The sequence below is a fragment of the Pseudomonas coronafaciens pv. oryzae str. 1_6 genome (genome assembly GCF_000156995.2).
Taxonomy (GTDB): domain Bacteria; phylum Pseudomonadota; class Gammaproteobacteria; order Pseudomonadales; family Pseudomonadaceae; genus Aquipseudomonas; species Aquipseudomonas tremae.
The window spans coordinates 3011728-3036698 of sequence record NZ_CP046035.1; the positions used below are offsets into that span (position 1 = coordinate 3011728).

The 24971-nt window shown below is 58.6% G+C and carries 26 protein-coding genes; 12 read left to right on the forward strand and 14 right to left on the reverse strand.

Annotated elements, in window-relative coordinates; translation table 11 throughout:
- Nucleotides 1-15: 15 nt before the first annotated feature.
- Nucleotides 16-1221: an acetyl-CoA C-acyltransferase gene (locus tag POR16_RS13585; protein ID WP_122381170.1), complete on the reverse strand. Its 1206-nt coding sequence runs from the start codon at nucleotides 1219-1221 to the stop codon at nucleotides 16-18.
- Nucleotides 1222-1398: 177 nt separating this feature from the next.
- Between POR16_RS13585 and POR16_RS13590 the strand changes: the two genes are divergently transcribed.
- Both POR16_RS13590 and POR16_RS13595 read left to right on the forward strand, forming a co-directional pair.
- On the forward strand, nucleotides 1399-1878 hold the full coding sequence (locus tag POR16_RS13590) for an LEA/WHy family protein (RefSeq protein WP_055004536.1): 480 nt from the start codon (nucleotides 1399-1401) through the stop codon (nucleotides 1876-1878).
- 140 nt (nucleotides 1879-2018) lie between these two features.
- Entirely contained in the window at nucleotides 2019-2900 is an 882-nt protein-coding gene (locus tag POR16_RS13595) for a glycoside hydrolase family protein (RefSeq protein ID WP_005894070.1), read from the forward strand.
- A gap of 30 nt (nucleotides 2901-2930) precedes the next feature.
- Here POR16_RS13595 and POR16_RS13600 read toward each other — a convergent pair whose 3' ends face one another.
- Nucleotides 2931-3227: a hypothetical protein gene (locus POR16_RS13600; RefSeq protein WP_005894067.1), complete on the reverse strand. Its 297-nt coding sequence runs from the start codon at nucleotides 3225-3227 to the stop codon at nucleotides 2931-2933.
- Nucleotides 3228-3845: 618 nt separating this feature from the next.
- On the opposite strand from POR16_RS13600, the gene POR16_RS13605 reads away from it, so the two are divergent.
- Together POR16_RS13605 and POR16_RS13610 are read left to right on the forward strand one after the other, a co-directional pair.
- The gene (locus tag POR16_RS13605; RefSeq protein WP_005894064.1) at nucleotides 3846-4076 is read left to right on the forward strand and encodes a hypothetical protein; all 231 of its coding nucleotides are present in this window, start codon (nucleotides 3846-3848) and stop codon (nucleotides 4074-4076) included.
- Nucleotides 4073-6814, forward strand: coding sequence for a glycoside hydrolase family 3 protein (locus POR16_RS13610; RefSeq protein WP_162010098.1), 2742 nt, complete (start codon nucleotides 4073-4075; stop codon nucleotides 6812-6814). The genes POR16_RS13605 and POR16_RS13610 overlap by 4 nt, the downstream gene beginning before the upstream one ends.
- 15 nt (nucleotides 6815-6829) lie before the next feature.
- Here the strand turns inward: POR16_RS13610 and POR16_RS13615 are convergent, their stop codons facing one another.
- The 3 genes from POR16_RS13615 to POR16_RS13625 form a co-directional block, all read right to left on the reverse strand.
- A complete protein-coding gene (locus tag POR16_RS13615; protein WP_005894058.1) occupies nucleotides 6830-7480 on the reverse strand; it encodes a TetR/AcrR family transcriptional regulator in 651 nt (216 codons plus the stop codon).
- Between the two features lie 22 nt (nucleotides 7481-7502).
- Nucleotides 7503-8864, reverse strand: a complete 1362-nt coding sequence (locus POR16_RS13620) for an MATE family efflux transporter (RefSeq protein WP_024669386.1) — start codon at nucleotides 8862-8864, stop codon at nucleotides 7503-7505.
- Between the two features lie 145 nt (nucleotides 8865-9009).
- Nucleotides 9010-9264 (reverse strand): hypothetical protein, encoded by a 255-nt coding sequence (locus tag POR16_RS13625; protein ID WP_005894053.1) that lies wholly within the window; start codon nucleotides 9262-9264, stop codon nucleotides 9010-9012.
- A 153-nt stretch (nucleotides 9265-9417) separates the two neighbouring features.
- Between POR16_RS13625 and POR16_RS13630 the strand changes: the two genes are divergently transcribed.
- A complete protein-coding gene (locus tag POR16_RS13630; protein ID WP_005894051.1) occupies nucleotides 9418-9735 on the forward strand; it encodes an ElaB/YgaM/YqjD family protein in 318 nt (105 codons plus the stop codon).
- Nucleotides 9736-9835: 100 nt separating this feature from the next.
- Here the strand turns inward: POR16_RS13630 and POR16_RS13635 are convergent, their stop codons facing one another.
- On the reverse strand, nucleotides 9836-10186 hold the full coding sequence (locus tag POR16_RS13635) for a hypothetical protein (RefSeq protein WP_005894049.1): 351 nt from the start codon (nucleotides 10184-10186) through the stop codon (nucleotides 9836-9838).
- Nucleotides 10187-10452: 266 nt separating this feature from the next.
- Between POR16_RS13635 and POR16_RS13640 the strand changes: the two genes are divergently transcribed.
- The 6 genes from POR16_RS13640 (at nucleotide 10453) to POR16_RS13665 (ending at nucleotide 15654) form a co-directional block, all read left to right on the forward strand.
- The gene (locus tag POR16_RS13640; RefSeq protein ID WP_005894047.1) at nucleotides 10453-11520 is read left to right on the forward strand and encodes a M4 family metallopeptidase; all 1068 of its coding nucleotides are present in this window, start codon (nucleotides 10453-10455) and stop codon (nucleotides 11518-11520) included.
- Nucleotides 11521-11563: 43 nt separating this feature from the next.
- Nucleotides 11564-11863: a protealysin inhibitor emfourin gene (locus POR16_RS13645; protein ID WP_005894044.1), complete on the forward strand. Its 300-nt coding sequence runs from the start codon at nucleotides 11564-11566 to the stop codon at nucleotides 11861-11863.
- Nucleotides 11864-12121: 258 nt separating this feature from the next.
- Entirely contained in the window at nucleotides 12122-12751 is a 630-nt protein-coding gene (locus POR16_RS13650; RefSeq protein ID WP_005894042.1) for a paraquat-inducible protein A, read from the forward strand.
- Nucleotides 12748-13362 carry a paraquat-inducible protein A gene (locus tag POR16_RS13655; protein WP_005894039.1) on the forward strand — a complete coding sequence of 205 codons (615 nt, stop codon included), beginning with the start codon at nucleotides 12748-12750 and terminating at the stop codon, nucleotides 13360-13362. Before POR16_RS13650 ends, POR16_RS13655 begins: the two co-directional genes overlap by 4 nt.
- The gene (locus POR16_RS13660; RefSeq protein WP_024669388.1) at nucleotides 13355-15034 is read left to right on the forward strand and encodes a PqiB family protein; all 1680 of its coding nucleotides are present in this window, start codon (nucleotides 13355-13357) and stop codon (nucleotides 15032-15034) included. Before POR16_RS13655 ends, POR16_RS13660 begins: the two co-directional genes overlap by 8 nt.
- Nucleotides 15031-15654, forward strand: coding sequence for a PqiC family protein (locus POR16_RS13665; protein ID WP_005894034.1), 624 nt, complete (start codon nucleotides 15031-15033; stop codon nucleotides 15652-15654). Before POR16_RS13660 ends, POR16_RS13665 begins: the two co-directional genes overlap by 4 nt.
- A gap of 70 nt (nucleotides 15655-15724) precedes the next feature.
- On the opposite strand, the gene POR16_RS13670 is transcribed toward POR16_RS13665, so the two are convergent.
- On the reverse strand, nucleotides 15725-16636 hold the full coding sequence (locus tag POR16_RS13670) for a LysR family transcriptional regulator (protein ID WP_005894033.1): 912 nt from the start codon (nucleotides 16634-16636) through the stop codon (nucleotides 15725-15727).
- A 112-nt stretch (nucleotides 16637-16748) separates the two neighbouring features.
- On the opposite strand from POR16_RS13670, the gene POR16_RS13675 reads away from it, so the two are divergent.
- Nucleotides 16749-17585, forward strand: coding sequence for a pirin family protein (locus tag POR16_RS13675; protein ID WP_005894032.1), 837 nt, complete (start codon nucleotides 16749-16751; stop codon nucleotides 17583-17585).
- Nucleotides 17586-17686: 101 nt separating this feature from the next.
- Here POR16_RS13675 and POR16_RS13680 read toward each other — a convergent pair whose 3' ends face one another.
- From POR16_RS13680 to POR16_RS13710, 7 genes are all read right to left on the reverse strand, one after another.
- Nucleotides 17687-19216 (reverse strand): sodium:solute symporter family protein, encoded by a 1530-nt coding sequence (locus tag POR16_RS13680; protein WP_005894030.1) that lies wholly within the window; start codon nucleotides 19214-19216, stop codon nucleotides 17687-17689.
- Nucleotides 19213-19473, reverse strand: a complete 261-nt coding sequence (locus POR16_RS13685) for a hypothetical protein (protein ID WP_005894028.1) — start codon at nucleotides 19471-19473, stop codon at nucleotides 19213-19215. The genes POR16_RS13680 and POR16_RS13685 overlap by 4 nt, the downstream gene beginning before the upstream one ends.
- A gap of 131 nt (nucleotides 19474-19604) precedes the next feature.
- Nucleotides 19605-20540 carry a choline kinase family protein gene (locus POR16_RS13690; protein WP_005894025.1) on the reverse strand — a complete coding sequence of 312 codons (936 nt, stop codon included), beginning with the start codon at nucleotides 20538-20540 and terminating at the stop codon, nucleotides 19605-19607.
- Nucleotides 20537-21490: an aminoglycoside phosphotransferase family protein gene (locus POR16_RS13695; RefSeq protein WP_053480239.1), complete on the reverse strand. Its 954-nt coding sequence runs from the start codon at nucleotides 21488-21490 to the stop codon at nucleotides 20537-20539. The genes POR16_RS13690 and POR16_RS13695 overlap by 4 nt, the downstream gene beginning before the upstream one ends.
- Before the next feature lie 10 nt (nucleotides 21491-21500).
- Nucleotides 21501-22781: a M20 family metallo-hydrolase gene (locus POR16_RS13700; protein ID WP_024669394.1), complete on the reverse strand. Its 1281-nt coding sequence runs from the start codon at nucleotides 22779-22781 to the stop codon at nucleotides 21501-21503.
- Nucleotides 22759-23517, reverse strand: a complete 759-nt coding sequence (locus POR16_RS13705; protein WP_053932720.1) for a DeoR/GlpR family DNA-binding transcription regulator — start codon at nucleotides 23515-23517, stop codon at nucleotides 22759-22761. The genes POR16_RS13700 and POR16_RS13705 overlap by 23 nt, the downstream gene beginning before the upstream one ends.
- Nucleotides 23518-23597: 80 nt before the next feature.
- Complete coding sequence (locus POR16_RS13710) at nucleotides 23598-24941, reverse strand: amidase (protein WP_005894017.1); 1344 nt, start codon at nucleotides 24939-24941, stop codon at nucleotides 23598-23600.
- Nucleotides 24942-24971: the final 30 nt, after the last annotated feature.

The following is a 24971-nucleotide window of genomic DNA, read 5'->3' on the forward strand; positions in this document are numbered from 1 at the left end:
ATTGTTGAATTTAAACTAAATAATTTCAACAGCAATAGCTGTCGCCTCACCACCGCCAATACAAATGGCCGCTACGCCTCTTCGCAGATTCCGATGCTGCAGCGCGGCCAGCAGCGTCACGATAATCCGCGCACCCGATGCGCCTATTGGGTGGCCCAGTGCGCAGGCGCCGCCATTGACGTTGACTTTCTCATGGGCAAGCCCCAACTCGCTCATTGCCACCAGCGGCACGACCGCAAAGGCCTCGTTGATTTCAAACAGGTCAACATCATCTACAGCCCAACCCGCTTTGCTCAGCAGACGCTGGATGGCCCCGATAGGTGCGGTAGGGAACAATCCCGGTTCGTCCGCGAATGCGGCATGCGCATGAAACACAGCCAATGGCTGCAGGCCTCGTTGCTGCGCTTGCGACTGACGCATCAGCACCAGCGCCGCCGCGCCGTCCGAGATCGAGCTGGCGTTAGCCGCCGTCACGGTCCCGCCCTCGCGAAAGGCTGGCTTGAGCGTCGGGATCTTCTCCGGGCGAGCCTTGGGAGGCTGTTCGTCGTGAGCGATCAACCTGAACTCTTTGCCCATCGTGGCCTGCACCGGAACAATCTCGGCGTCGAAGTGCCCGTCGGCGATGGCGCGCTGCGCACGAGCCAGTGAAGCCAAGGCGAATGCGTCCTGGGCCTCACGACTGAAGCCGTGGCGCTGAGCGCAGTCCTCGGCGAAGGTGCCCATCAGTCGACCGGGTTCATAGGCATCTTCGAGGCCGTCGAGGAACATGTGATCCAGTACCTTGCCGTGCCCCATGCGATAGCCGCTGCGCGCACGATCAAGCAGATAAGGCGCGTTGGACATGCTTTCCATGCCCCCAGCCACCACTACCTTAGCGCTGCCTGCCAGCAGCAAGTCATGGGCCATGATCACTGTCTGCATGCCTGAGCCGCACATTTTGTTGACGGTGCTGCACAGCGTTGCTGTGCTCAGGCCCGCACCCAGCGCCGCTTGCCGGGCAGGCGCCTGCCCCAGGCCAGCAGGCAGCACACACCCAAACAACACCTGCTCTACGTCGGCGGGTTCGATCCCGGCCCGTTCGACGGCTGCGCGAATGGCGATTGCCCCGAGGCGGGTTGCGCCGAGGCTCTGCAGGTCACCCTGAAAACCGCCCATGGGCGTGCGTGCAGCACTCACGATGACCACGGGGTCGTGATGCGAAATCGTCCTTTCTATGGACATGGCTATCTCCAGTCTTGTTCTTGTTGGTATTGCTGAAATGATCAACCCGCGGCGATAAGGACGCAACGGGTAAGGCAGGCAGATTAGCGGGTATCTGTGGATTGCGCCCTGCAGGCCGAATCTCTTCTGCAAGAAGGGGTCTGAAAGACCAACACCCTCACGATGCCGGAGCCACCAATGTCGCTACGCCCGATCCGTGCCCTGCTTTCAGGCCTGCTCGTTCTCACCCTGAGTGCATGTGCATTGCTGCCCCATCGAGACCCGCTTGCGATCAACGTCGTCGGTATCGAACCCATCCCCGGACAGGGCCTGGAGCTGCGCATGGCAGTCACACTGCGTGTTCAGAACCCCAACGATGCCGAGATCAATTACACCGGCGTGGCACTGGACCTGGACGTGAATGGAAAGCTGCTGGCGTCCGGTGTCAGCAACCAGAACGGTACGGTAGGACGCTTCTCCGAGGCTGTGCTGGTGGTCCCGGTCAGTGTCTCGGCCTTTGCCGCCTTGCGCCAGGCGCTAGGCCTTTCGCAAAGCCAGCGCCTGGACAATCTGCCTTATACGTTGCGCGGCAAACTGGCTGGCGGGTTATTCGGCACCCTGCGCTTCAGCGACAGCGGCACACTGGACCTGCGTCAGGCAGAGGGGGATCCGTGGTAAGACCTGCGCCCTGAGCGGCCAGCGTACGTGGCGGGGGCATAAAGCGGATGCCAACGTGAGTGGGTTTGAAAGCGCTGGCATGTTTGCTGCTTGAATCCGTTTATGCCTGTTTGCTCCCCTCACTTCAAGGAAGACACCCCATGATGCTGCGCAAGCTGTCGGCCACCCTCCATACCCTGCCCTTATATGCCCTTTTGGCGCTGCTGCTCTGCGCATCGACCGCCTCGACGTGGGCCGCCAGTAAAAGCGCCAAGCGCGGTATCGCCTACGACATCACGTCACCCGCCGACCTCAGCACTTTATCGTCAGGCCTGAGCTGGTGGTACAACTGGAGCCCGAAACCCCACGACCGCCTGGCGTCCTACGACTATGCCGCACTGTATGGCGTGGACTTCATCCCGATGGTCTGGAACGACAACGTCGATGACGGCCAGCTGAAACTCTATCTGCAGGCACATCCCGCCATCCGCTATCTATTGGTCATCAACGAACCCAATCTGATGGATCAAGCCAACATGAGCCCCGAAGCAGTTGCCCGCTTCTGGCCAAGGCTGGAACAGATTTCAGCGCAGACCGGGGTAAAACTGGTAGGCCCGGCCATGAACTGGGGAACCCAGCCCGGCTACGGCGACCCTGTGACGTGGCTCGACGCGTTCTACGCAGCCTATCGCTCCCTGAACCAGAATCGCGATCCTCAGGTCGACTATCTGGCCTTTCACTGGTACGACTACGGTATGTCAGGAATGCTCGACAGGCTGACACGCTACGGGAAGCCGGTATGGGTCACGGAGTTCGCCAATTGGCACAGCCTGAATGACGGAATGCAAATTGACTCTGTGGAAAAGCAAAAGCAGCAAATGGCCGATATGGTTGCCACGCTTGAGGGACGAGCCGACGTGTTCAGATACGCCTGGTTCACTGGGCGCATGAATCACGACCCGCATTTTTCCAGTCTGTTAAGCGACGAAGGCAGACTGACCGAACTGGGTCGGTACTACCTGTCGTTGCCTTACAGCGAATGACCGGACAGGCGCGGGTTACCCCAGGCAGTATCAACGAAAGCCCGCAGCCTGTTCACGCTCAACCAGGGAAGCGGCACCGATCTCGGTCAGGCCGCTGATGATGTGTTGTGGGTAGGGAAATGAGAGATCGTGTTCAAGAACCCTGGCTGACCTCAGAAGCCCTTCCCTGACCATCGTATCGACCATTGCAACGCACACATCGATTGCAGGCAGGTTCGAATGGGCGCGGACCAGCTCTCGGTAGATCTGACCGAACGTCAATTTTCGGGGCTGGCCGGCGCAAAGGCGCCTGACGGCCTTCAAGATCGCAAGGTCAGTCCGAAACAAAGAGTCACTCACCGTATAAGTATTTGAACAACGAACGCTGGCAAGCGACGACAGCGTATTGCCCAGTGGCTCGCATGAAGAATCAATACACACAGACTTATAATCCAGACAACGTGCCGACTGAAATCAGACAAAAATACCTGACGAACCTTAAATATTTAAAGCACTACCTTACTTATTGTCTGGCACAGATCTGGCACCCGGTGAACATGCACTTTTTAAATACATGGCACGGTAAAAAACAGGATTTCCATTCACAGCACAAAGCTTAACAGATCGTTAAACCTAACGACAGTTAGGTTTATAAAAAACAATAAATAATCATTAAACACTTAAATATTAGCTTTAGAATTCAAAAAAATTACAGAAACACGCTTTTTATGCCAAAAAATACAGATATTTCCTTTTATTTCAAGGCTTGATTTCTCGAAAACAAGCTCTAAATTTATAGATATCAAAGTGACATCATTTCTTTATTCAAGGCTTCCGAATACTTTACTCGCCAGCAAACTTTCTAACGCTACGCCGGGCTTGATTTCCGCCCCGGCACTGCAGGACTGCGACCGCTGTCTTTTTAACTTTGACCCCTCAATCGAGATGCAATCGATGACTAGAACCATGCTGTCTGTTTTCAGCGCAGTACTTCTGTGCGCGCAAAGTGTGGCTGCTCTTGCAGCGGACACAACTTCCGCGACCACTGATCAACAGGTGCGTGTGCAGGTAGACGCGCAAAGGGCCCAGCTGTCCGGCGCCGACAAGATCACCCCGGCCGCGCAAAAGAACTCTTCCACGCTGCTTGATACACCCGTGGACACAGAAGACGCGCCAGCGCAGGTGCAACGCCCATGAACAACCCCCATTCACAGATTGCCCTGAAAAAAAGGATTGATGCCTTGTCAGCGTTCAAACAGACACTGGGCCTGAGCCTGCTGACATTCAGCGTCATGCAGGCAAACCTCGCTCTTGCGGCGGTGACGCCAGCCACCGGCAATGAAGTCGAAGCGCGCGTCAGCTCTATTCTCGACAACATGAATCAGTCCGAGAAAATTAATTTCACACGTGTCAATGACGGGCACATGATCCCATCCCTGCTCAAATGGGGCATCAAGGGCACCGTGGCGTACGACTCGTCGATGGGGGTTCACGTCAACAATGCCACCTTTGGCGCCCAGTACCCGTCGCAGTCCGCGCTGGCAGCGACCTGGAGCATCAACCGGGCCAAGGAATTCGGCCTCGCGATTGCCTACGAGACCCGGGTTTCCGGCGGCCAACAGATGCTTTCGCCCGGCGTGAACCTGTATCGCACTCCCTACAACGGACGCTCGGCTGAGTATGTCAGCGGTGAGGACCCTTTCCTCGGCGCGGTGCTGGCACCGGCCATCGTCAACGGCATCCAGGCGCAAGGCATTCAGGCCAGCGGCAAGCACTACCTGGCCAACGAGCAGGAAGCCAATCGCCAGGCAGTCGACGTCAAGGTCGATGAACGCACCCTGCGTGAACTGTATCTGCCGGGCTTCGAATCGATGGTGAAAAACGCCAACGTGGCGTCCATCATGTGCGGTTTCAACAAGGTCAATGGCGACTACGCTTGCGAAAACCACCACCTGATCACCGAAGTGCTCAAAGGTGAATGGGGTTATCAGGGAACCGTGATCAGCGACTTCAATGCTATTCATGATGCATTCAAGGGTGCGTGGGCCGGTACCGACATCGACATGCCGTCTGGCCTTCAGTTTACCGAAGCCAACCTGCTGCCTTACCTATGGAGCGGCCAGCTGACTCAGAACGTGATTGATGACAAGGTCAAACGCAACCTGCGAGCCATTGTCAGCTATGACCTCCAGGAAAACCTCAATACCGCCAAGACACTGGACCACCCCGAGTACGGCATGCGTGCAGCGCTGAATACCGCGCGTGAGTCCATCGTCCTGCTGCGCAACGAAAACACCGCAACAGGCAAGCCGTTGCTGCCCTTGGCGCGTTCGGCGAAGATCGCTGTGATCGGTAACTGGGCGCACGATGTGCCTGCCTCGCCTTTCGGCACTGCGAACTCGCCACCCAACAGCTATGTCACCGAACTGAGCGGCCTGCAGCAACTGGCGTCCAGCAGTGACAACGTTATCTACCTCCCGGAAATGAGCCTGAACCCGGCCAGTTCGGCGTGGTATCAGCCGGCGTCGGGAGACAACGGCATTAGCAACTCCGGGGTAAAAGCCGAGTACTACTCCAACACAGGCCTTTCCGGTGATCCGGCACTGACGCGTGTCGAACCAGGCGTAAACCTGAACTGGGCCACCGGCACCAACGTCACCAGTGCCGGCGCGACGGCCGTTGCCGGTTTCAGCCCATCACCCGGCGCGTTTTCAGCACGATTTACCAGCGTCATCAAGCCTACTGTTTCCGGCCCGCAGGTATTCAAGGTCCGTGCAGACGGCCCTTACAAACTCTGGGTCAACGATGAACTGGTATTGCAGAGCGACGGCGTACCTTATTCGGGCGACGTAGTGAACGCGCTGACCACCTCGGGAAAAACGGCTGCACTGACTGCTGGCAAACCCTATACCGTGAAGCTGGAGTACAAGCGCATTCAGGGTAATTTCATTCCGGTACTCGGCGGCCTGACTGGCGTGCAGATGAGCTGGGCGTCGCTGCGTCCGCCAAAGGACCTGTCGAAGTACGATGCGGTCGTGGTGGCAACCGGCACCACATCTGAAAACGAAGGCGAAGGTTCTGACCATGGCTTCGATCTGCCAGACCAGCAGGCAGAGCTGATCAGCTTCGTGGCCAAAGCCAACCCCAATACCGTGGTCGTCATGCACGGTGGCGGCGTGGCCAACATGCAGCCCTGGGCGAACAAGGTCGGCGCTTCCCTGCAAGCCTGGTTCCCGGGCCAGCAAGGTGGCCAGGCTCTGGCCGAAATCCTCTATGGCAAGATCAACCCGTCGGGCAAGCTGCCGGTCACGATCGACAAGAAGATCGAGGATAACCCGAGCTACACCTCTTACCCGGACCCGGCGGCCTACCGTGGTGACAAGGCGCTGACTGAAATGACCTACAGCGAAGGCCTGTACATGGGCTATCGCGGTTATGACAAGAAGCACGCCAAGCCGCTGTACCCGTTCGGTTACGGGCTGTCCTATACCACGTTCAGTTACAGCGACCTCAAGCTCTCGACCAATGTCTTGACCCCAGGCGCTACGATTGACGTCAAGTTCACCGTGACCAACACCGGCGACAAGGCAGGTTTCGAGGTGGCGCAGCTCTACGTGCAGCCGGTTAAGCCTGCTGCAGATCGTCCGGAAAAAGAGCTCAAGGGCTTTACCAAAGTCTATTTGCAGCCCGGGGAGAGCAAGACGGTCAGCGTGCCGATAGACTCGCGTTCGCTGGCCTACTACGTTGACAAGACTGCAAGCTGGGACGTCGATGCCGGGAAGTTCAAGATTCTCGTGGGCACCGACTCCGAGAACCTGACGCTCGACAAGACCCTGATCACGCTATACCCCGAAAAACTGACCACCCGCGACAGCAACCCGCTGCCGTTGCCACTGCGCAAGGCAGTGCAGGTCAGCGCGGCACAGACCTACTGATGAACCCGTCAAGGCTCAGGGAAGAGCCTTGATATCCCTTCCCAGACGCTGCACATAAATATCGAAGACAGCCATGACATCTACGTCTTCTGGACTTCTCAGCCACTGGATCTGCAAACCGTCCATGACTGAAAATATTTCCTGAGCCATGGCTTTCACATTGATGTCCGCACGCACCTCTCCTGCCTCTATCAACGCATTCAAATGGCCGCGTGCATGCTCGTGGGTCATGTGAAAGCGCTCGCGGTGCCACGACCAGGCCGGATGCGCAGGTGAAAGACTTTCGGTATTCATCAGCAATGCAGCCTGGCATTCATCAGCATTTTCGATGCTGAAGCTCATGCTCAGCTTGAGAAATTTCAGAAACCCTTCCAGCGTCAGCTCGGTGGTCAGGTCCTGAAACCTTGACGTCACCCGCTGATCCCGACGCTCCAGCAGCGCACTGAGCAACGCTTCCTTGTTGGGAAAGTGATGCAGCAGCCCGACCGTCGTGATTCCCGCAAGCAGCGCGACTTCGCGCATCGACGCACTTGAGTAGCCATCTCTGGCGAACACCACCGTGGCAGCATCCAGCAAAGCCTTTCGACGCATATCGCCTTTGGGCGCCCGGCGCCGCTTGGGCGCAGTTGCCGCTTCGGATTCATTCCCTGATTCTTCGATGACCATAAAAACCTGATTACGCCTTGATTCAATATGCCCGGGTGCTTGCTGCCTGGACCCTGCCGGTGAAAAAACGCTTTGCCGTCCGCGAGGCGGTGCCGATCGATATCAGTGCAATGATCGCATTGCCGGCAAGCATCCCGGGGAACGCACCGCTGCTGCCAAACCAGTGAATGCCTGCCAGAACGAAGGGCACTGTACCTGCTGTAGCCCTGAGCCAGGCGAAAACCGGCACCCACCACGACCTGTTCATGGTCATGAATACCGAGATGGCAACAAAATCCAGCCCGATAAGCACCCACAACCCTCCGCCAAAATGACAAAAGGCAAGGAACAGAGCCCGCGCGTCGCCCTCAAGCTGATAGAGATCGGCGATCATTCCGCCACACAGCACCAGCAGCAGCCACACCGCCAGACCGTAGCAAATCACCAGCTTGCGCGTGAAGACGATTGCCGCACTGACACGATCATCCCGTTGCGCCCCGATATTTTGCCCCAACACAGGGGCCAGGGCACCAGGCAACGCGAAAAATGCGCAATAGGAAAATTGCACAACCCTGTCCAGCACCGCCATGGCAGCCAGGGCCGAGGTACCGAATGCCGACAACGAAGCCACGAAGTACGCCAGCCCAACAGGTGTCGCCAGGTTGGCGGCCATCGCTGGCAGGGCAATCCTGAACGTGCGCACGGCATGGAGCCGAAACAGTTTGAGGTTGCGCGTCAGCACCAGCCCTGTTCGCTGTCGCAGCCAATACACGCCCAACGATGCAGAAACGCAGGCGGACAGCGCAAACGCAATGCCTGCGCCCTTGAGGCCCAAGTCGAGCCCGAAGATCAATAACGGGTCGGCAACCGCCAATGTGGCTGCGGCTGACAGCACAACGCATAACGCCCGATTGTTATCCCCGGAAGTCCTGAGCATTTGTGCCGACATCTGCATGACGGCCTGAATCGCCGTAAACGGCAGCGTCAACCAGATGAAGCTGTGCGCGGCGTCATAAGTGGCCGCTTCGGCACCGAGCCAGCCTGTAATTGGGCCGATCAGCGCTATCTGCACGCCTGCAGAAACGGCGCAGACTGCAAACACCATCAGCAGCAGGCTGGCAGTGAGCCTCGGGATCGACCCGGCAGCACGGTGGCCAATGCGCTCGGAAAGTACGGCTGTTGCTGCGATGATCAGGCCAGTGGCGAGGGCACTGTTGAAAAACATCAATACTTTGGCAATGCCGATGGCCGCCAGCAAGACCGGATCGTGGAGCATCGCGACGTAGACCAGTGTCAGGATATCCACGAGGAACACTGCAAACAGGCTGACGGCACTGGTGCTGGCAGTCACGGCAATATGACGCGCTACGCTGCCTTGGGTAAATCTTGCGCTGGCTTCGGCCATCAAATATCTCAACAGGCCTGATGACCCCTGAAAACGGGGTTCAAATAGCAATAATGATTGTTTTTGCGCTCCATGCCTGGCGTTGTACAAAACCTGCTGACTCTCCAGCCGGTGCATTGGCGCGAGAGTCAGCCAGGACACTCGACTACCTGGCAGCCGCCACTAAACGATTCACTTCACTGCGAACCATGTTGGCGTACTCCGGAGGGCTCATTGTGTCCAGCTCGGAGCGCACCCACTCAGACCATTTACCCTTGCGCTTGGCGCGCTCGCCCATCAGGCGTGCAGCCTCCCCCTTGGCCTTTCCCAGGTTGCTCTGCCAGAGGTCGAACAAGCGGGATTTTTCGTCTTCCAGAGCGGTACGTTCAGGCAGCGGCCGGTTGGCCAGATTGAAGCTCATGACAGTCACCTACGGCTAAAAACGGCTGCATCTTACACCCGTAACGGGCTTCTCTTGCAGAGTCTTGCGTCGGGTCATTCAAGCAATTGCAACTTTTCAGGATAAGTGAGACTCCATTTATCACTATTGCCATCACTTGAAAGGAAAAATGCCATGGCTCGCAAGACCTCAGCTCAATACAACGCCGATCAAATCAAGGATCAGGCATTCAGTGATCTTCAGGCACTGATCGAGGAATCGGACAAGCTGCTCAAGGAAAGCGCTGCACTGGTGGGCGAAGAAGCTGAAACGCTGCGCGAACAGCTGAGCGTCAAACTGAAGCAGGCACTCGACTCGATGGCCAGCGTGCGCGACCGCACCAAACCTGTGGTCGAAGCGACCGAGACGTACATCGGTGGCCATCCTTGGCAGACCGTCGCCATTTCTGCCGGCTTTGGTCTGGTGGTAGGGCTGTTGCTGGGTCGCCGTTGATCGACGCACCCCGCTGATACGTAAAACGGGCCTGATCACAGGCCCGTTTTTTTGCTTGAATAAATATCTGGCGTGACCCGAGCAGCGTCGGCTGAAGCTATTACCGGGTGTGTTGCACCACTGAAGGTTCTGCGAACCGATGGGATTTGCTCACCTTGGCCTGCAGCGCTTCACGTTGCTCTTCGGCCTGGGCCTGGCTTTCGTAAGGTCCGATCAACAATTGCTGTTTACCGTCTATGTCCACGATGACTGGCGCATAGCTGCGCTCGAGCAGCCAGGCACTGGTATCGCTTACCGCTTCGCGCGAGTTCATCTGGATGAACCATTGCGGCGCGGACACCGGAGCAGTCACTGCCGCGTCCTGGGCTTTTTCTCTGGCTGGCGCACGAGAGCTGCCTGCATCGCATCCAGCCAACGCCAGTATCGCCATTATCATTACCGTCTTGCGCACGTGAGTCTGCTCCTCGTCTGAAGTGGCGCGAGTCTAGCATTCTCGCGCGCGGTGTTGAGCGACTGTGTCGAGGTGTCGCAGCTTGCGCCTGGCGACACAAAACCCCGGCCACGCGGGCTCTCGCCACCAAGGCTGGTTTATAGGGCATTGGTAATCATGTAATCGGATATTTCTTTGCATATAAACGATACATGAGGTGTCAAACCTTCTGCGACCATGTTGATCGGTGGCGTGCTGCCATCGGTGCATTAGTACAGGAGTTCATCATGTGCGACCGAAACCCGCTGCATTGTTTCATTCCGCCTTATATGCTGGAGCGTATGGCGCGATCCCCCCAGCCCCTGGTCAGCACCCGGGCCATTGCCAACCTGACGAGCAGCTCGGCATTCCTCGCCTCTCGCCTCACCGCCAGGACCATGCCGTCCATGCACGCAGTAAAATCCCCTGACGGCCGAAAACATCGCGAAATTCATGACGCAAAGGGGACTGACGACCTTCCCGGTGCCGTTGTCCGCACCGAGGGCCAAGCGCCAACGGGCGACAAGGCGGCGGACGAGGCTTACGACGGCTCCGGCGATGTATACGACTTTTATGCCGAGCTGTTCGAGCGTAACTCGCTGGACGACAGCGGCATGTCACTGGTGTCGACCGTTCACGTCGCCGAAGTGGACTTCAACGGCGAACACGTCCCCCTCAGCAATGCCTACTGGAATGGCAGCCAGATGGCCTATGGCGATGGCGACGATCTGGTCTTCAAGCGTTTCACCGGCAGCCTTGAGGTAATAGGCCATGAGTTGACCCACGGCGTGCAGAGTTTCACGTCCAACCTGGACTACCGCGGTCAGTCCGGGGCCTTGAACGAGCACTTTGCCGATGTGTTCGGCATGCTGGTACGCCAGTGGAAACAAGGCACCAGCGCCACTGAATCGGACTGGGTGGTCGGCAAGGAGCTATTGGTGCCCGCGCCGACCCGCCGCGGTATCCGCGACATGGAAAACCCGGGCACGGCGTACACAGATGACCCGGACCTGGGGGACGATCCACAACCGGCAACAATGGCCAACCTTTACACAGGTGCCAAGGACCGGGGTGGCGTACACATCAACTCGGGCATTCCCAACCGTGCTTTCGTGCTGGTTGCCAAGGCACTCGGCGGAAATGCCTGGGAAGTTGCAGGCAGAATCTGGTATGAAACGATGCTGGCGCTGAAATCGGACAGTCAGTTCGTCGATTGCGCCAAAACCAGCCTGAAAATCGCCGCAGACCCACGTTTTGGTCCAGACGCCAAAAAAGCCGTGAAAGCGGCCTGGAAAGAAGTCGGGGTCAAGGTATGAGGAACAGGCTTGAGGGTCAGGTCTAACCAGAAAGGTGCATAAAATGAAGGTCTGTCTAGTCCAGTCAGGCGGTTTTGCAGGCACGGTAAAACGATGTGAGGTCGATACTGAAACGCTGGACCCATCAGAAGCTCGGCAGTTGCAGCAACTGGTGAGTGACAGCGGCCTGAATAAATCAGGCAGCGCCTTCAACGAAGAGGCGCGGGACTTGAATCAGTATGAAATCACCATCGAAGACACGGCTCAGGAAATCTGCATGACCTTCGATGAACACAACGTACCCGCTTCAGCCCGCCAATTGCTGGGGTTTCTGAAACAGCGTGTCAAACCCGGCAAGCTCTAGGCAGACGACGCGATAATGACCTGTGCCCTTCATCGGTTTGTGAAGGGCACAGGCTAACTCCTCGTATTGCTATTCTCATGAAATAACGACCATGAAATAATGGCGCTATGACATCTGAACCACCTCCCCCGATCGCGGTCAATGGTTTGTACCGCCAGTTGGCGCGGGCGGTACAAAATAAAAGCTACAAAACGCCATTAACGAGGTATCTTTTCGTGCTTCGCACCCTCACCCTTTACCTCTGCACCCATGGCGTCGATGAGCACTGTGCATCCTACTGAACACTCAACCGGTCTGATTATCTGCGAGCATTGCGATTCGCTGTACGAAGCCCAGCCGCTGAAACCGGGCGAAGCTGCGTTCTGCCTTCGTTGCGAAGCCCTGCTCGGTCGTGGTCGGCGAATGACCATCGAACAGTTGCTGGCGCTGACTCTCGCCGCGGCCATGTTTTTCGTTTTTGCCAACTTTTTCCCCGTGATCAGTATCAGCATGAAGGGCCTGACCAACGAGGTCACGCTCTGGCAGTCGGTCGAGGCGCTGGCACAGGGGCGGATCACCCTCATTGCGCTGGTCGCGGGCCTGTCGATCATCTTCGCGCCGTTGCTGCAGATCGTGCTGCTGTTCTGGGTGCTGGTGCATGCGCAGCGTGGCATCATCGCGCCCGGTTTCAGAACCTGCATGCGCGCCCTGGAGCATCTGCGGCCGTGGAGCATGCTTGAGGTGTGCATGCTCGGCATCCTGGTGGCGATCATCAAATTGTCCGGCATGCTCGATGTTCACCCCGGCGTAGGCCTGTGGGCGATGGCCATGCTGATGGTGCTGATTCTACTGATCGCCAACAAGGATATCCGGCGGCTTTGGGATGAACTGGGAGTAAAGCCTGAATGAATGGCATCCCTTTCGCCCACGAACACAAACTGTGCCTGTGTCATACCTGCGGCTACGCCTGCCAGGAAGACGCCACGCGCTGCCCGCGCTGTGACTCGCCGGTGCATCGGCGCAAGCCCAACAGCATTACCCGCACCTGGGCGTACCTGATTGCTGCGCTGATTTTCTACGTTCCGGCCAATGTCTTGCCGGTGATGTACACCAACCTGCTGGGCAACCGCAGCGAAAGCACCATCATAAGCGGTGTGATCGAGTTTTTCGAAAGCGGCTCCTGGGACATCGCCATCCTGATCTTTGTCGCGAGCGTGCTGGTGCCCTGTATCAAGTTTCTGGTCCTGGCCATGCTGCTGATCACCTGTCAGCGCCGCAGCACCTGGGCCATGCGCGAACGTGCGCGCCTTTACCGGTTCATCGAACTGATCGGCTACTGGTCGATGCTCGATGTGCTGGTTGTAGCCCTTGTGGCGTCTCTTGTTCAGTTTCGCGAGCTCAGCACCATCGAGCCGCGAATCGGTATTCTGTTTTTTGGCTTGGTAGTGGTGATGACGATGTTCGCCGCCATGAGTTTCGATCCCCGGCTTATCTGGGACGCAGAGGTTGAAGATGTCTGACAATACCCTCCCACCGTCTGCTTCAGTGCCACGGCCTGAAGTCAAACGTCGTCGCCTGCGCGTCTCGCTGATCTGGCTGGTGCCGATCATCGCAGCGATCATCGGTTTGTCCATGGCCTTTCACGACTGGATGAATATCGGGCCGCGAATCACTGTGAGCTTCCTGACCGCAGAGGGCCTGGAGGCCAACAAGACTCAGGTCAAGTACAAGAATGTGGTCATCGGCATGGTCACGGAAATCAGCCTCAGCGAAGACCGCACTCACGTGCTGGCGACCATCGAACTGAATACCAGCGCCACCCCCTTTACCCGAGTAGACAGCCAGTACTGGGTGGTGCGTCCGCGCATTGGTGCGCACGGCGTGTCGGGCGTCGATACCTTGCTTTCCGGCGCATTCATTGGCGCCGATGCAGGCAGCTCCGAAGAAACCAAAAACAGCTTCACCGGCCTGGAAACACCTCCACCAGTGACGTTCGGTGAAAAGGGCAAGCGTTTCATCCTGCACACCGATGACCTGGGTTCGCTGGACATTGGCTCGCCTATTTATTACCGACGGATTCAGGTTGGCCAGGTCGTCGCCTATGAGCTGTCCAAGGATGGCCGCGGGGTTGACGTACAAATCTTCATCAACGCGCCGAACGACCAATACATCACCACCGATACCCGCTTCTGGAACGCCAGTGGCGTGGACATCACGGTCGGCGCATCGGGCGTCAAGGTCAATACCCAGTCCCTGACCTCGATCATCTCCGGCGGGATCGCCTTCCGCGAACCCAACTGGAGCCCGGATGCCAAGCTGGCCGACGAGAATGCCGAATTCAAGATCTTCGATGATCAAACCACTGCAATGGCGCCTCCGGATGGCGAGCCACGTTACATCCGCATGCGTTTCAATCAGTCGCTGCGTGGCCTGACGGTCAATGCCGCGGTGGACTTCCTGGGCGTCAACATCGGCAAGGTGGTGTCGGTCGATCTGGATTACGATCCGGCGACCAAGACCTTCCCGGGCATCGTAGGCGCAGTGATCTATCCCAAGCGTCTGGGCGCAGCCGAGTCTAAGTTACAGGAGCTCGGCGGCTCGGGGGACGAAGAGGAGCAGTCGGCCAGAGTGCTGGGCGCCTTTGTTGCCAATGGCCTGCGTGCTCAGGTGCGCAACGGCAACCTGCTGACCGGCCAGCTGTACATCGCGATGGAATTCGATCCGAAGGCGCCGAAGGTGGCGTTCAACGCCAAGGCTCGCCCGCTCGAGATCCCGACCGTGCCTGGCAGCTTCGACAAGCTGCAGGAGCAGTTGCAGGCATTCGTAGAGAAGCTCAGTAAACTGCCAATCGACCAATTGGCGGGCAACCTCAATGGCACACTGAGCGAGCTGCAAAAAACCCTCAAACAGGTCAATAGCAGCGTACTGCCGCAAATGCGCGGCACCTTGCAACAGGCTGAAAAAACCTTGGGGACTGCCAACGATTCGTTCGCCGAAGACTCGCCAGCACGCCAGCAACTGGGCCAGGCACTGGACGAAGTACAACGCACTGCGCGGTCGGTCAGGGTGCTGACAGACTTCCTCAGCCGCCATCCAGAGTCGTTGATTCGTGGTCGTACCGGCGATGCCGCCCCACGTTCGTTCAACGCCCCCTCCTCGTCCCGAGCCATTGATCCGGAGCCAAAACAATGACCTTGCCCCTGAAACTGACGGTATTGGCCATGACGCTGGGACTGGTTGCCTGCACCTCGACGCAGACTCACTACTACACACTGATTGCGCCCATGGGCCAGACCGAGGCTTCCGCAGCCAGGCCCATGCCTTTCCAGTTTGAAATGCTTCCCGTGCTGATGGCCGTGCAGGTCGACCAGCCGCCGCTGGTGGTTCGCCAGGGCAACGGCAGCCTGGCGATCCTTGACACCGAACGCTGGGCTTCACCACTGGGCGACGAGTTTCATGATGCGTTGACGCCGCAACTGGAGCGTCGCTTCGGCAGCCGGGACATGGCCGGTCTGCCGAAGAGCGCTGACCAGCCGGTGCTTTCCATCCGCACTGACGTCAGGCGCTTCGAGTCGATGCCAGGCAATTATGCGTTGATCGATGTGGTGTGGACGCTGGGGCTGCGCGAGGGCGGCGCAATTGCTGGCAGCAAGCGAAAAAGCCTGACCTGCAGCAGCGTGATCCGCGAACAGGCCGGCGCAGGCATGGAGAACCTCATCGTGGCTCACCAGAAAGCCGTATCTAAACTGGCCGACAAGATCGCTGCCACCGCTCAAAGCTGGACACAGCAGTCATCCTCTCGTTGCCTTTAAGCACCACAGGACGCCGGACCAGGGCGTCCTGACCTTTCCCGACATTTAAACAAGCGTGCCCGATCAGCGCTCATTGCGCAGGAAACGCTTTGGTCTCGAGCTTCTCCATCACCATCTCGATAAACGCTGAAACCGCCAAGGGCAACTGCTGTCGACTGGGGTAAAGCACGTGCAGGCCGTGACTGGTGCGCTGGTATTGCGCAAGTATCGGCACCAGCAATCCATCGCGCAGATCGGAACGAATCAAGGGCGCCGGCAATAATGCGATACCCAGCCCTGCAAGTGCGGCCTTGCGCAAGGCCTGAGCAGTGTTGGCGGTGAACCGACTGGCGATCTGCACGTCATGCATCCTGGCGTCAGGCCCGAGCAGACGCCAGCCGCTGGCCCCTCCGGGATGTACAGCACTGACACAGTAATGGTGTTGCAGGCTTTGCAGAGAATCAGGCACGCCGTGGGTCGCTATATAGGCGGGGCTGGCGACCATCCCGTCCCGCGCTTCGTCGATCAGCTGCCGCCCCACGTATCCCGAATCCAGCAGCGGGCCGCCCCTGAAGGCGATGTCCAGCCGGTCAGCGATCAGGTCGGCGCGTTCGTCACTGAGCACGAATTCAAGCTGTACACGAGGGTATCGGGCGAGAAAATCGGCCACCCAGTCCATCGAAAAAAAATCGAAAAAGTCCGCCGTCGCGGCAATACGGACTCGCCCGCTGGGCTCTTCGCGCCCTGAAACAAGGTGCTCGGCTGCATCCATCAGGCCGTCCACCGCGTCTGTGCAGCGCCCGTAAAAGTCTTCACCCGCCTGGGTCAGCGTCAACTTGCGCGTGGACCGCTGCAACAGTCGCGTACCGAGCTGTACTTCGAGTTCCTGAACCCGGCGGCTGACGGTGTTGGAAGGCATACCCAGATGCCTCGCCGCCTGCGCGAAACTGCCGCTGCGCACGACCTGAACAAACAGCGCGATATCATTCAGATCCGGCACCACACTTTGATTCCTTCTATTTACGGATGAGTTCAAGCCAACTATACCGACTAATAAGCCAATCCACAGACGCTTATGCTGTGCGCTCAGGCATAAAGTCCGGAGGAAAAGCCCCATGAACAGCATCATTGCCATCCAGCCCCGCGCTATTACTCGTCGCACCCTTGGCAAAAAGCGGGGGCCGATCACTCGACTGATGAGCCCGGGCGATCTGGGTCAACAGTTGAAGCCTTTCGTTTTTCTCGACCAGTTCGGCTTCAAATCCGAACCGGGGCAAAAGGGCTTTGGCATGCACCCGCACTCCGGCATTGCAACGGTGACCTATATGCTCGGGGGCGAAATTGTCTATGAAGACACAACTGGTAAATCAGGGCTGCTACCGAGCGGCGGCGTGGAATGGATGAGCGCAGGTAACGGGGTGTGGCACGATGCCCAACCTGCCGGCAGCACAGCCATAACCGGCTTTCAATTGTGGATAGCGTTACCCGCAGCGCAGGAGAACGGCCCGGCAAACAGTGTTTACCTGGCTGCCTCGCAGGTGGCACAGGAAGGTCCGGCGCAGGTGCTGTTGGGGCGTTATGGCAAGGCTCAAAGCAGCATACCGTCACCGGCAGGCATGAATTACCTGGCCGTGCATTTAAAGGATGGCGAGCACTGGCGCTACACACCACCAGCAGGCCATACCGTTGGCTGGCTGGCAGTCAGCAGCGGACACCTGGACGCTGGCGGCCCGATCGGTGCGGGCGAACTGGCCGTTTTCGAAGAGTCGGACCGGCCCATCGATTTCGTGGCGAAAGGACCGACCTGCTTTGTGTTGGGATCGGCGATCAAGCATCCCCATGACTTGGTCACAGGCTACTACTCGGTGCACACCAGCAAGGCAGCGCTCATTCAGGGTGAACAGGAAATCGAGCGCATCGGTGACCTGCTGCGCGAACAAGGCAGGCTTTAGCTGCTGCGTGACCACTGGCAGCCGCTGTGGACTTTATCGACGCAGGTCTCGACGCCAGCGGCTAGCGCTGCTGGCGAATCGACCTCGGCGCACGGCCAGTGTCAGCTCATTGCAGTAGCTGCACTCACGTGTCGGCGTTGCGGTGCAGCCATCGCAAACAGCTCGTCGACACGTCTGACTTCATCCGCGCTCGGCTTGATCGCAACAGCACACACGACAAAAACGCCAGCATTGAAGATCAGGCCGACGATGCCGCTGGTCAGCGAACCCAGCGCCGGGATGTCGTCTGGGTAGAGCGTGGTCAGCACGATGGCGGTCACGATCCCGACCAGCATTCCGGCAATCGCGCCCTGCTTATTGCCACGGCGACTGAAAACGCCAAAGAACAGCGGCACAGCGAGCTGAATAATGCCCTGGTAGGAGATCTGCGCCAGCAATTGCAGGCGAGCATAGTCGAACGTCAGGTAAGCCAGAAGCGAGGCTGCGGCGATGAATACCACCATGCCGACCTTGGCCAATATGGTTTTCTCGCGGTCGGTGCGGGGTTTGTTCCAGGTCGCCAGATCGTTGGCAAACTGGGTGCCGCACACCTGAACACAGCCATCGACGTGGCCGATACTGGCGGCCAGAACAATCATGATTGCCACGGCCAGCAACCACGGCCCACCGATATCGAACAGCGACAGGAACCAGCCATGCTGCGGATGCGCGGCAACGCTCGGGTCCTGGCTGATGGCTGCCGCGAAGAGCATCAGAATGCCGTAGAAACCACCCACCAGCAGAATGGTCAGCACCGTGCCCTTCTTCACGGAACGCACACCGCTGGCGGTATAAATGCGCTGGAAACTCATGGGCCAGCACATCGAACCGATGACGCCGGTGAAGATCAGGCTGAACATGTACAGCGGCCCGTACGTGCTGCCTGCCCCCCCGGGGATCATCAGCATGCTGGCGGGCAGTTGCGAGAGGTTCGAAAACGACGCCTGATCACCGAACATGAGAAAGATACACAAGGCTGCGCACAGCACGTAGGCGATCAGCCCCTGATACATGTCGGTCATGATCAGCCCGCGCATGCCCATGCTCACAGTCCAGTATTGACGAATCAGGATCACCCCGACCCCGACCAGCAAGCAGGTGGTGACGCCCCAGCGGCCGAAACTGGCGAATTGAAACAGGGTTGCGAGGGCCTGGATACCCATGACCACCCATGGAAATACCGAGATGATGCCGATGATCGAGGCGATACGTTTGACCACCGGACTGTTGAAGCGCATACCCAGCAGGTCCGGCTGTGTGGTCAGGTTGAAGCGCTTGCCCCAGGTCCAGGCGCGATTGGCCATCAGGTACATCGCCGTGACGCCCAAGGTGGCATAGACCATCCCGTAAAAACCCAGCGCACCGCCGACGGACAAGGCAAAGAACGCCGTGAAGGTTGCGCCTGGCCACCATGAATTGGTGTAGCACATGGCGATGAACCAAGGCCCATAGGAGCGCCCGCCTACTGCGTAATCGGAAAAGCTGTCGCTCTTGCGATTCGTCGCGTACAGCACAGCGATCATGCCTGCCAGAAAAACGCCTATCAGGCCGAAGGTGATGTACAGGTCCGAAACCGTCGTCGTGCTGATCATTGCGCGCCCCCCTCTTCCGGGATTTCACCCGTCAGAGACTCGACCACGTAGAGCATCCAAAGGCCTAAACCCATCAGCACGGCGATAAGAATCCAGTAGAAGATCGGCAGCGGGATACCGAGCACCACGACGGTACTGCCGCTGACGCTGAGGTAGAAAGGCGGAAACAGCGCCATCATCAGCAAGGCAAGAAAATAAACGCCGAAGACCAGGCTTTTCAGGCGGCCGGGTGTTACGGAGGACGGAACGTTACTCATGGAGTGCTCCTTGAATTTCAGGATCTGGCTATGAAGTGACCGGATAAAACTCAAGCAGTAAAAGAAACGTGCGGTGACCCGCTATTTTTTTATTGTGTGGTGCGTGTCGAAAGGTGTCGATCAACAGCGGGTCATGCCTGTCGCAGCCATGTTTCCCATTGCGAATCATTGATGATGCTGCGGGCGCGCATGTGCTTCCAGCTGCCGTATTTGTAGAAGTCGAAGTCCAGTTGCGAAACCGCATGCTGAACCATGGCCCAGGTCGACCATTTGATATCCGCCAAGGCCTTGTTGAGCTTGATACGCGCGATGGTTTGCGCGCTGACGTGGCCGAAGTAATCCTCGATCAATGCCAGCTCCATCTCATCGCTGAAAAACATCTCGCCAAACCACAGCGCCAGTTCGTAATGGCGGTCGTTATTGGACGCGTACTCGAAGTCCACCAAGCGAATCTGGCGCTCGGCATTAAGCATGAAATTGCCCGCCAGCGTGTCATTCATACACGGGGCCAGGTCGATACCGGAAGCCTCCAGGGCCGTTTTGGCGCGCTGATACTGCAGGCAGAGCCAGCCGTCGTCCTGAGGCTTGAGACCTTTGAGGTCAGCCACCTGACCCTGGTGTTCGGCGATCATGTCGAACACGGTCTTGGTCTGCTTCAACAATGGCTGATCGTTGAAGGCCTTGAGCCCATGAAGGGCTCCATGGCGTATGTCGCGTTGCAGAAAATCATGATTGGAGGATGCCCGCCAGCCTTCCATGAACTCGAACACTTCGACACCGAACGCTTCTAGAAAGGCGAACACCGGCGCGCCGTAACCGGTCTGTGCCGCCTTCACGCTGGCTTCGTGCGCCGTGTGACGGTCGATGAACATCTCTGTGCCCACGCCCGGCACCTTGAAGAAGTAAGCCGTGTCGGCCCCTTCTACTTCGACCCGCCAGTTGGTGTTGGAGATCCCGCCGCTGACAGGCTCATAACCGACATGCCGGCCCTGCCAGCAGTCAATGCTGCGCACTGCGGCCTCCAGCTGACGCTCCTGGGTACTGATGGACTGCCCTAACGTTTTCATGCTTTGCCCTCTTGGACCTGACGCATCCAGCCTTCCAGGCGCGGGTCCTGCACGCACTGCCTGCAGCGCAGCAACGTCCATTGGCCTACCTTGGAAAACTCCAGTTGCCGCGCGGACGTGGTGCCACTCCAGAACCCCCACAATGTCCAGTACCAGTCATTGATCAGCGCGTACAACCTGCACACGGCATAGTCGACTTCAAGACACTCTCCCGCCCATGCACGGATGCCTTCGCGCCACTGGTTCTCGAACGAATAAAGCTCATTCAAGGTAATCGCAACGTCGTACCACGGGTCCATGCAGCCGCCGTAGTCAAAATCAACCAGGCGCAATTCGCCTTCGCTCGACACCATGACGTTGCTGACCACGCCATCACCGTGGACAGGGGCGACACGCACCTGACGCTGTTGCAACGCCAGCCACACCATGTCGACGCAACGGTCTATCCATTGATGCTCCGCTGGCAGTACAACCCCGTCTTGCCTACACCTGACGCGCAGGCGTTCGATGTCTGCCATCGGCGACCAGGCGTAATCGGGGGCAGGCCCGGCATGCACACGTCGCTTGAGTGCCCATAGCGCATCAAGCAGCCCCGGCGCGAGCAGGTCATCGAGACGCGCAGCGCGCCAGCTCGTCCCAAGGTCCTCGAAAATCAACACGCCGCCAGTCTTGTCTGCACCCAGCAAACGCGGAGCCGCGCCTGTGCGCCCGGCACATTCGCTGGCCTGCGCGGCACGCTGAAAATCGATAAGGGGTGCCATGTCGGCATGCAGTACTTTCGCGTAACAACTGCCACCGGCAGCCGTCACACGGAAACCGGCCCATTCTGTGGCAAGCCGCGATGGCGAGGCTACTCCCTGAACAATCAGTTCGACCTCAGGGTTTGTATCGAAACCGACAGTTGCCAGTGCGCCGAGCAGCCGGGCGGTCAAGTCGTCGCCATATGACATGGTCAGCCCCTCAACAAGACGAAACGGGTAAGGTACAAGCGCGATGCAGCAATCCGGTCAGCATGCGCAAACCATTGCGCATATCCTGATCGCTGGTGTATTCGGCCTCGTTATGGGACACACCATTGCTACTGGGAATGAACAGCAGGCACACAGGGAAGCTGCGGTTCAGGCTGATCGCATCGTGGCCGGCAACGGTCATGCTGTCGGTGGTCGACAAGCCCAGCTCGACGCCGACCGAGTGTGCCAGCGCGGCAAGCCCGTCATTCAGCCTGGCAGGCGCTCGCAGCACGCTGCTTTCCACTTCAAAGCCGGTCATGGTCTTTTCGGCTATGGCGTGCAGGCTTGCGTCCAGTCGCTCGGCCGCCATGCTCAGCAACTCGACATCGCGGGAGCGGTATTCGATCAGCAGCGATACTCTGGAAGGCACCACATTCGGTGAGTTGGGGTAGACCTCGATACGCCCGACCGATGTGTGCATGTGCAAGCCATGCAGACCGGCCTCTTCACGCACCGCAGTGATGGTGTGAGCGGCAGCCAGCAATGCATCACGACGAGCGGCCATGGGCGTGGGGCCGGTATGATTCTGTTCGCCATCGAAGCGCACCCGGCGTTTCAAAGCTGCCCAGGTTTCGCGCACCACGCCGATGGCCGTCTGACTGTTTTCCAGGCCGCATCCCTGTTCGACGTGAACCTCGACGTAACCGGAAATGGCCAGGTCGAACGTGTCATTGCCGAGGTAGCCGATGGCTTGCAGTGCGTCCTTGAGACGAATGCCGTCGCCATCGCGACTTTCCCACGCGTCGTTCAGCGCCAGCGCACCTGTGAATACACCGCTGCCGATCAGACTCGGCTGAAAGCGGGCGCCCTCTTCGTTGGTCCAGTTGACGACGGCCAGATTACAGGCCGGGATTTCATCGCGCTCGCGCATCTGTCGCGCCAGAGTGGCCACGGCGACGGCACCTGCAAGCACGCCGTAAACACCGTCAAAACGGCCTGCACTTGGCTGGCTGTCCAGATGTGAACCGCACAGCAGGTATGGCGCGTCTGGGTTGAAAGTCATCAGACCGAACATGTTACCAATAGCATCGACACGCACTTCAAAACCGTGCCCTTCGAGCCAGTCACGAAACAGGTCGCGAGCCTGACCGTCTTCAGCCGAGGCTGCCAGCCGATGCAGGCCGCCAGCCGGTGTTGCGCCAATGGCCGAGCTTTGCCGAAACAGTGCTTCGAACGCCGCCAGATCAGCTGCGCCTGGCTCGATCAGCTCAGGCATAGAGGGTATCGACATGATCTTTCTCCAGGCGTGTCGCGAACTCGTCGGATAACGGCCGATTGGTGACCAGGGTCGTGACTGCCGCAAACGGCAAGGTATTGATGAACGTGCGGTGGCCGAACTTGCCGTCATCGGCCAGCACTACGCTGCGCGTGCAATGCCTGACCAACGTCCTGCGCAGCATGGCTTCGGGCTCCTGGTAATCCATCAGCCCGAGGTCCAGATCAATACCGCCAATGCCCATGAACGCGATGTCGTAATGAAACTGGCGGGCAAACTCCAGAGTATGCGGTCCGATCAACGCATTATCGGTACGCCGCACATCGCCAGGCGCCACCAGCACTTGATTGTCGCTCTGGTGCGAGATCATCTGAGCGATGTCCAGCGAGTTGGTGATGATCTTCAGATGGCTGAAGCGGGTCAGTTGCTGGGCCAACGCCAGGGTCGAAGTGCCCGTGTCGAGAAAGATCGCCATGCCCTCGCAGACCAGTTGGACGGCCCGCGTGGCAATGCCCGCCTTGGCCCTGGGCTTGAGGCGGCTGCGCTCCTGCAGAGGCAGTTCTTCACTGGATCTGGGCAGAATGGCGCCACCGTGGATTCTTCTTAACCTGCCCTCCTCTTCAAGGTGCTTGAAATCACGGCGGATAGTCTCTTCGGAGACGTACAGCATCTGCGCCAGGTCGGTAGACTTGACCCGCTGTTGTTGCGCGAGCATGCGCATGATTTCGTCCAGACGCGGCTGGTTGAGCATGGGGGTGACATTCCGTTGCAAAATGATATCTCCGGGGTAACGGCAGGTTGGCTGCACTTGCGCACGGACGAGCCTCATCTTCACGCCCCCAGCATCGGCGGAAGGCGCTGGTCCCAAGGCGCAATGGCCTCCACGGCAGCGCAGAACTGAAGCACCAGGGCATCGGCGAAACGTGGCCCGACGACCTGCAGGCCAACAGGCAGCCCGGTACTGCTCAGCCCGCAAGGCAGGCTGGCTGCCGGGTTGCCGGCGATGTTGAAAGGGTAGGTAAACGGCGTCCAGCGTGCCCAGGGCACTGCGCTGTCCTGACCGGGATACCCGGCTGGTGCCACCTCGTCTGCGGCAAACGGCAGAATCGGCAGTGTGGGCATGATCAGCAGATCGTAATCTTCAAAAGTCGCGTGTACCTGGTTGGCAAAGGCTGCGCGCTGTTGAAGCGCCTGCAGGTAATCACTCAGGCTGTAATGCGCCGAGCGTCTGATCAGCTCGGCAAAGCCAGGATCGAGCTGATCCAGCTGCTGCGACAACGCCTTGCCGTAAGCGATGCCGCGCCCCCCGACCCAGAGTGTTTCAAAAGTCGCCAGCGGGTCCTGCCAGCCCGGATCGAAGGTACTGACCGTCACTGGCAGGGACCTGGCGATATTGGCAACCGCAGCTTCCACAACAGCCGCGACTTGCGGATCGACCGGTGTATCGAACAGGGTCGGACAAAATCCGATTCGCAACGGGGGCAATGGCTGATCGCAGCGAGCCAGAAAGGACTCGTCAGGGGCAGGCAATGCCTGATGATCCAGCGGATCAGGCCCTGACAGAATGTCGAACAGCAGCGCGCTGTCACGCACGGTTCGGGTAATCGGCCCGGCATGGCTGAGCATCTCGGTCGCCGACCAGGGCCAGGTCGGAATGCGCCCCAGGGTTCCCTTGAGGGCAAACGCGCCACAGAAGGCCCCCGGTATACGCACCGACCCCCCGCCATCAGACCCCAGTGTGGCCGGAACCATTCGCGCCGCCACCGCAATTGCAGACCCCGAACTGGAGCCACCACTGGTCAGCGTCGGGTCCCACGGGTTGCGACCGTTGCCAAACACTTTTGATATGCTGGCCCCGGTCCAGCCGAACTCGGTGGTCGCGGTTTTGCCCAGAATGATTGCACCCGCGTTCTTGAGACGCCGGATGATCGGAGCGTCCTGAGTCGGCACCGCATCCAGCGCGGTCAACGAACCACGCGTGGTGCGTAGCCCGGCAGTCGAGAAGAGGTCCTTGATGCCAAAAGGTATGCCGTGCAACGGGCCGCGTATCTTGCCGCGCTGCATCTCGCCAGTGAGGATCCAGGCCTGCTCGAGCGCAGCCTCTGCGTAAACGTCGCCAAAGGCGTTCAGTGTGGGATTGTGGGTTTCAATGGCCGAAAGGCATAACTCGGTCATGCGTATAGACGTCATGCATCCTTTGCGGAC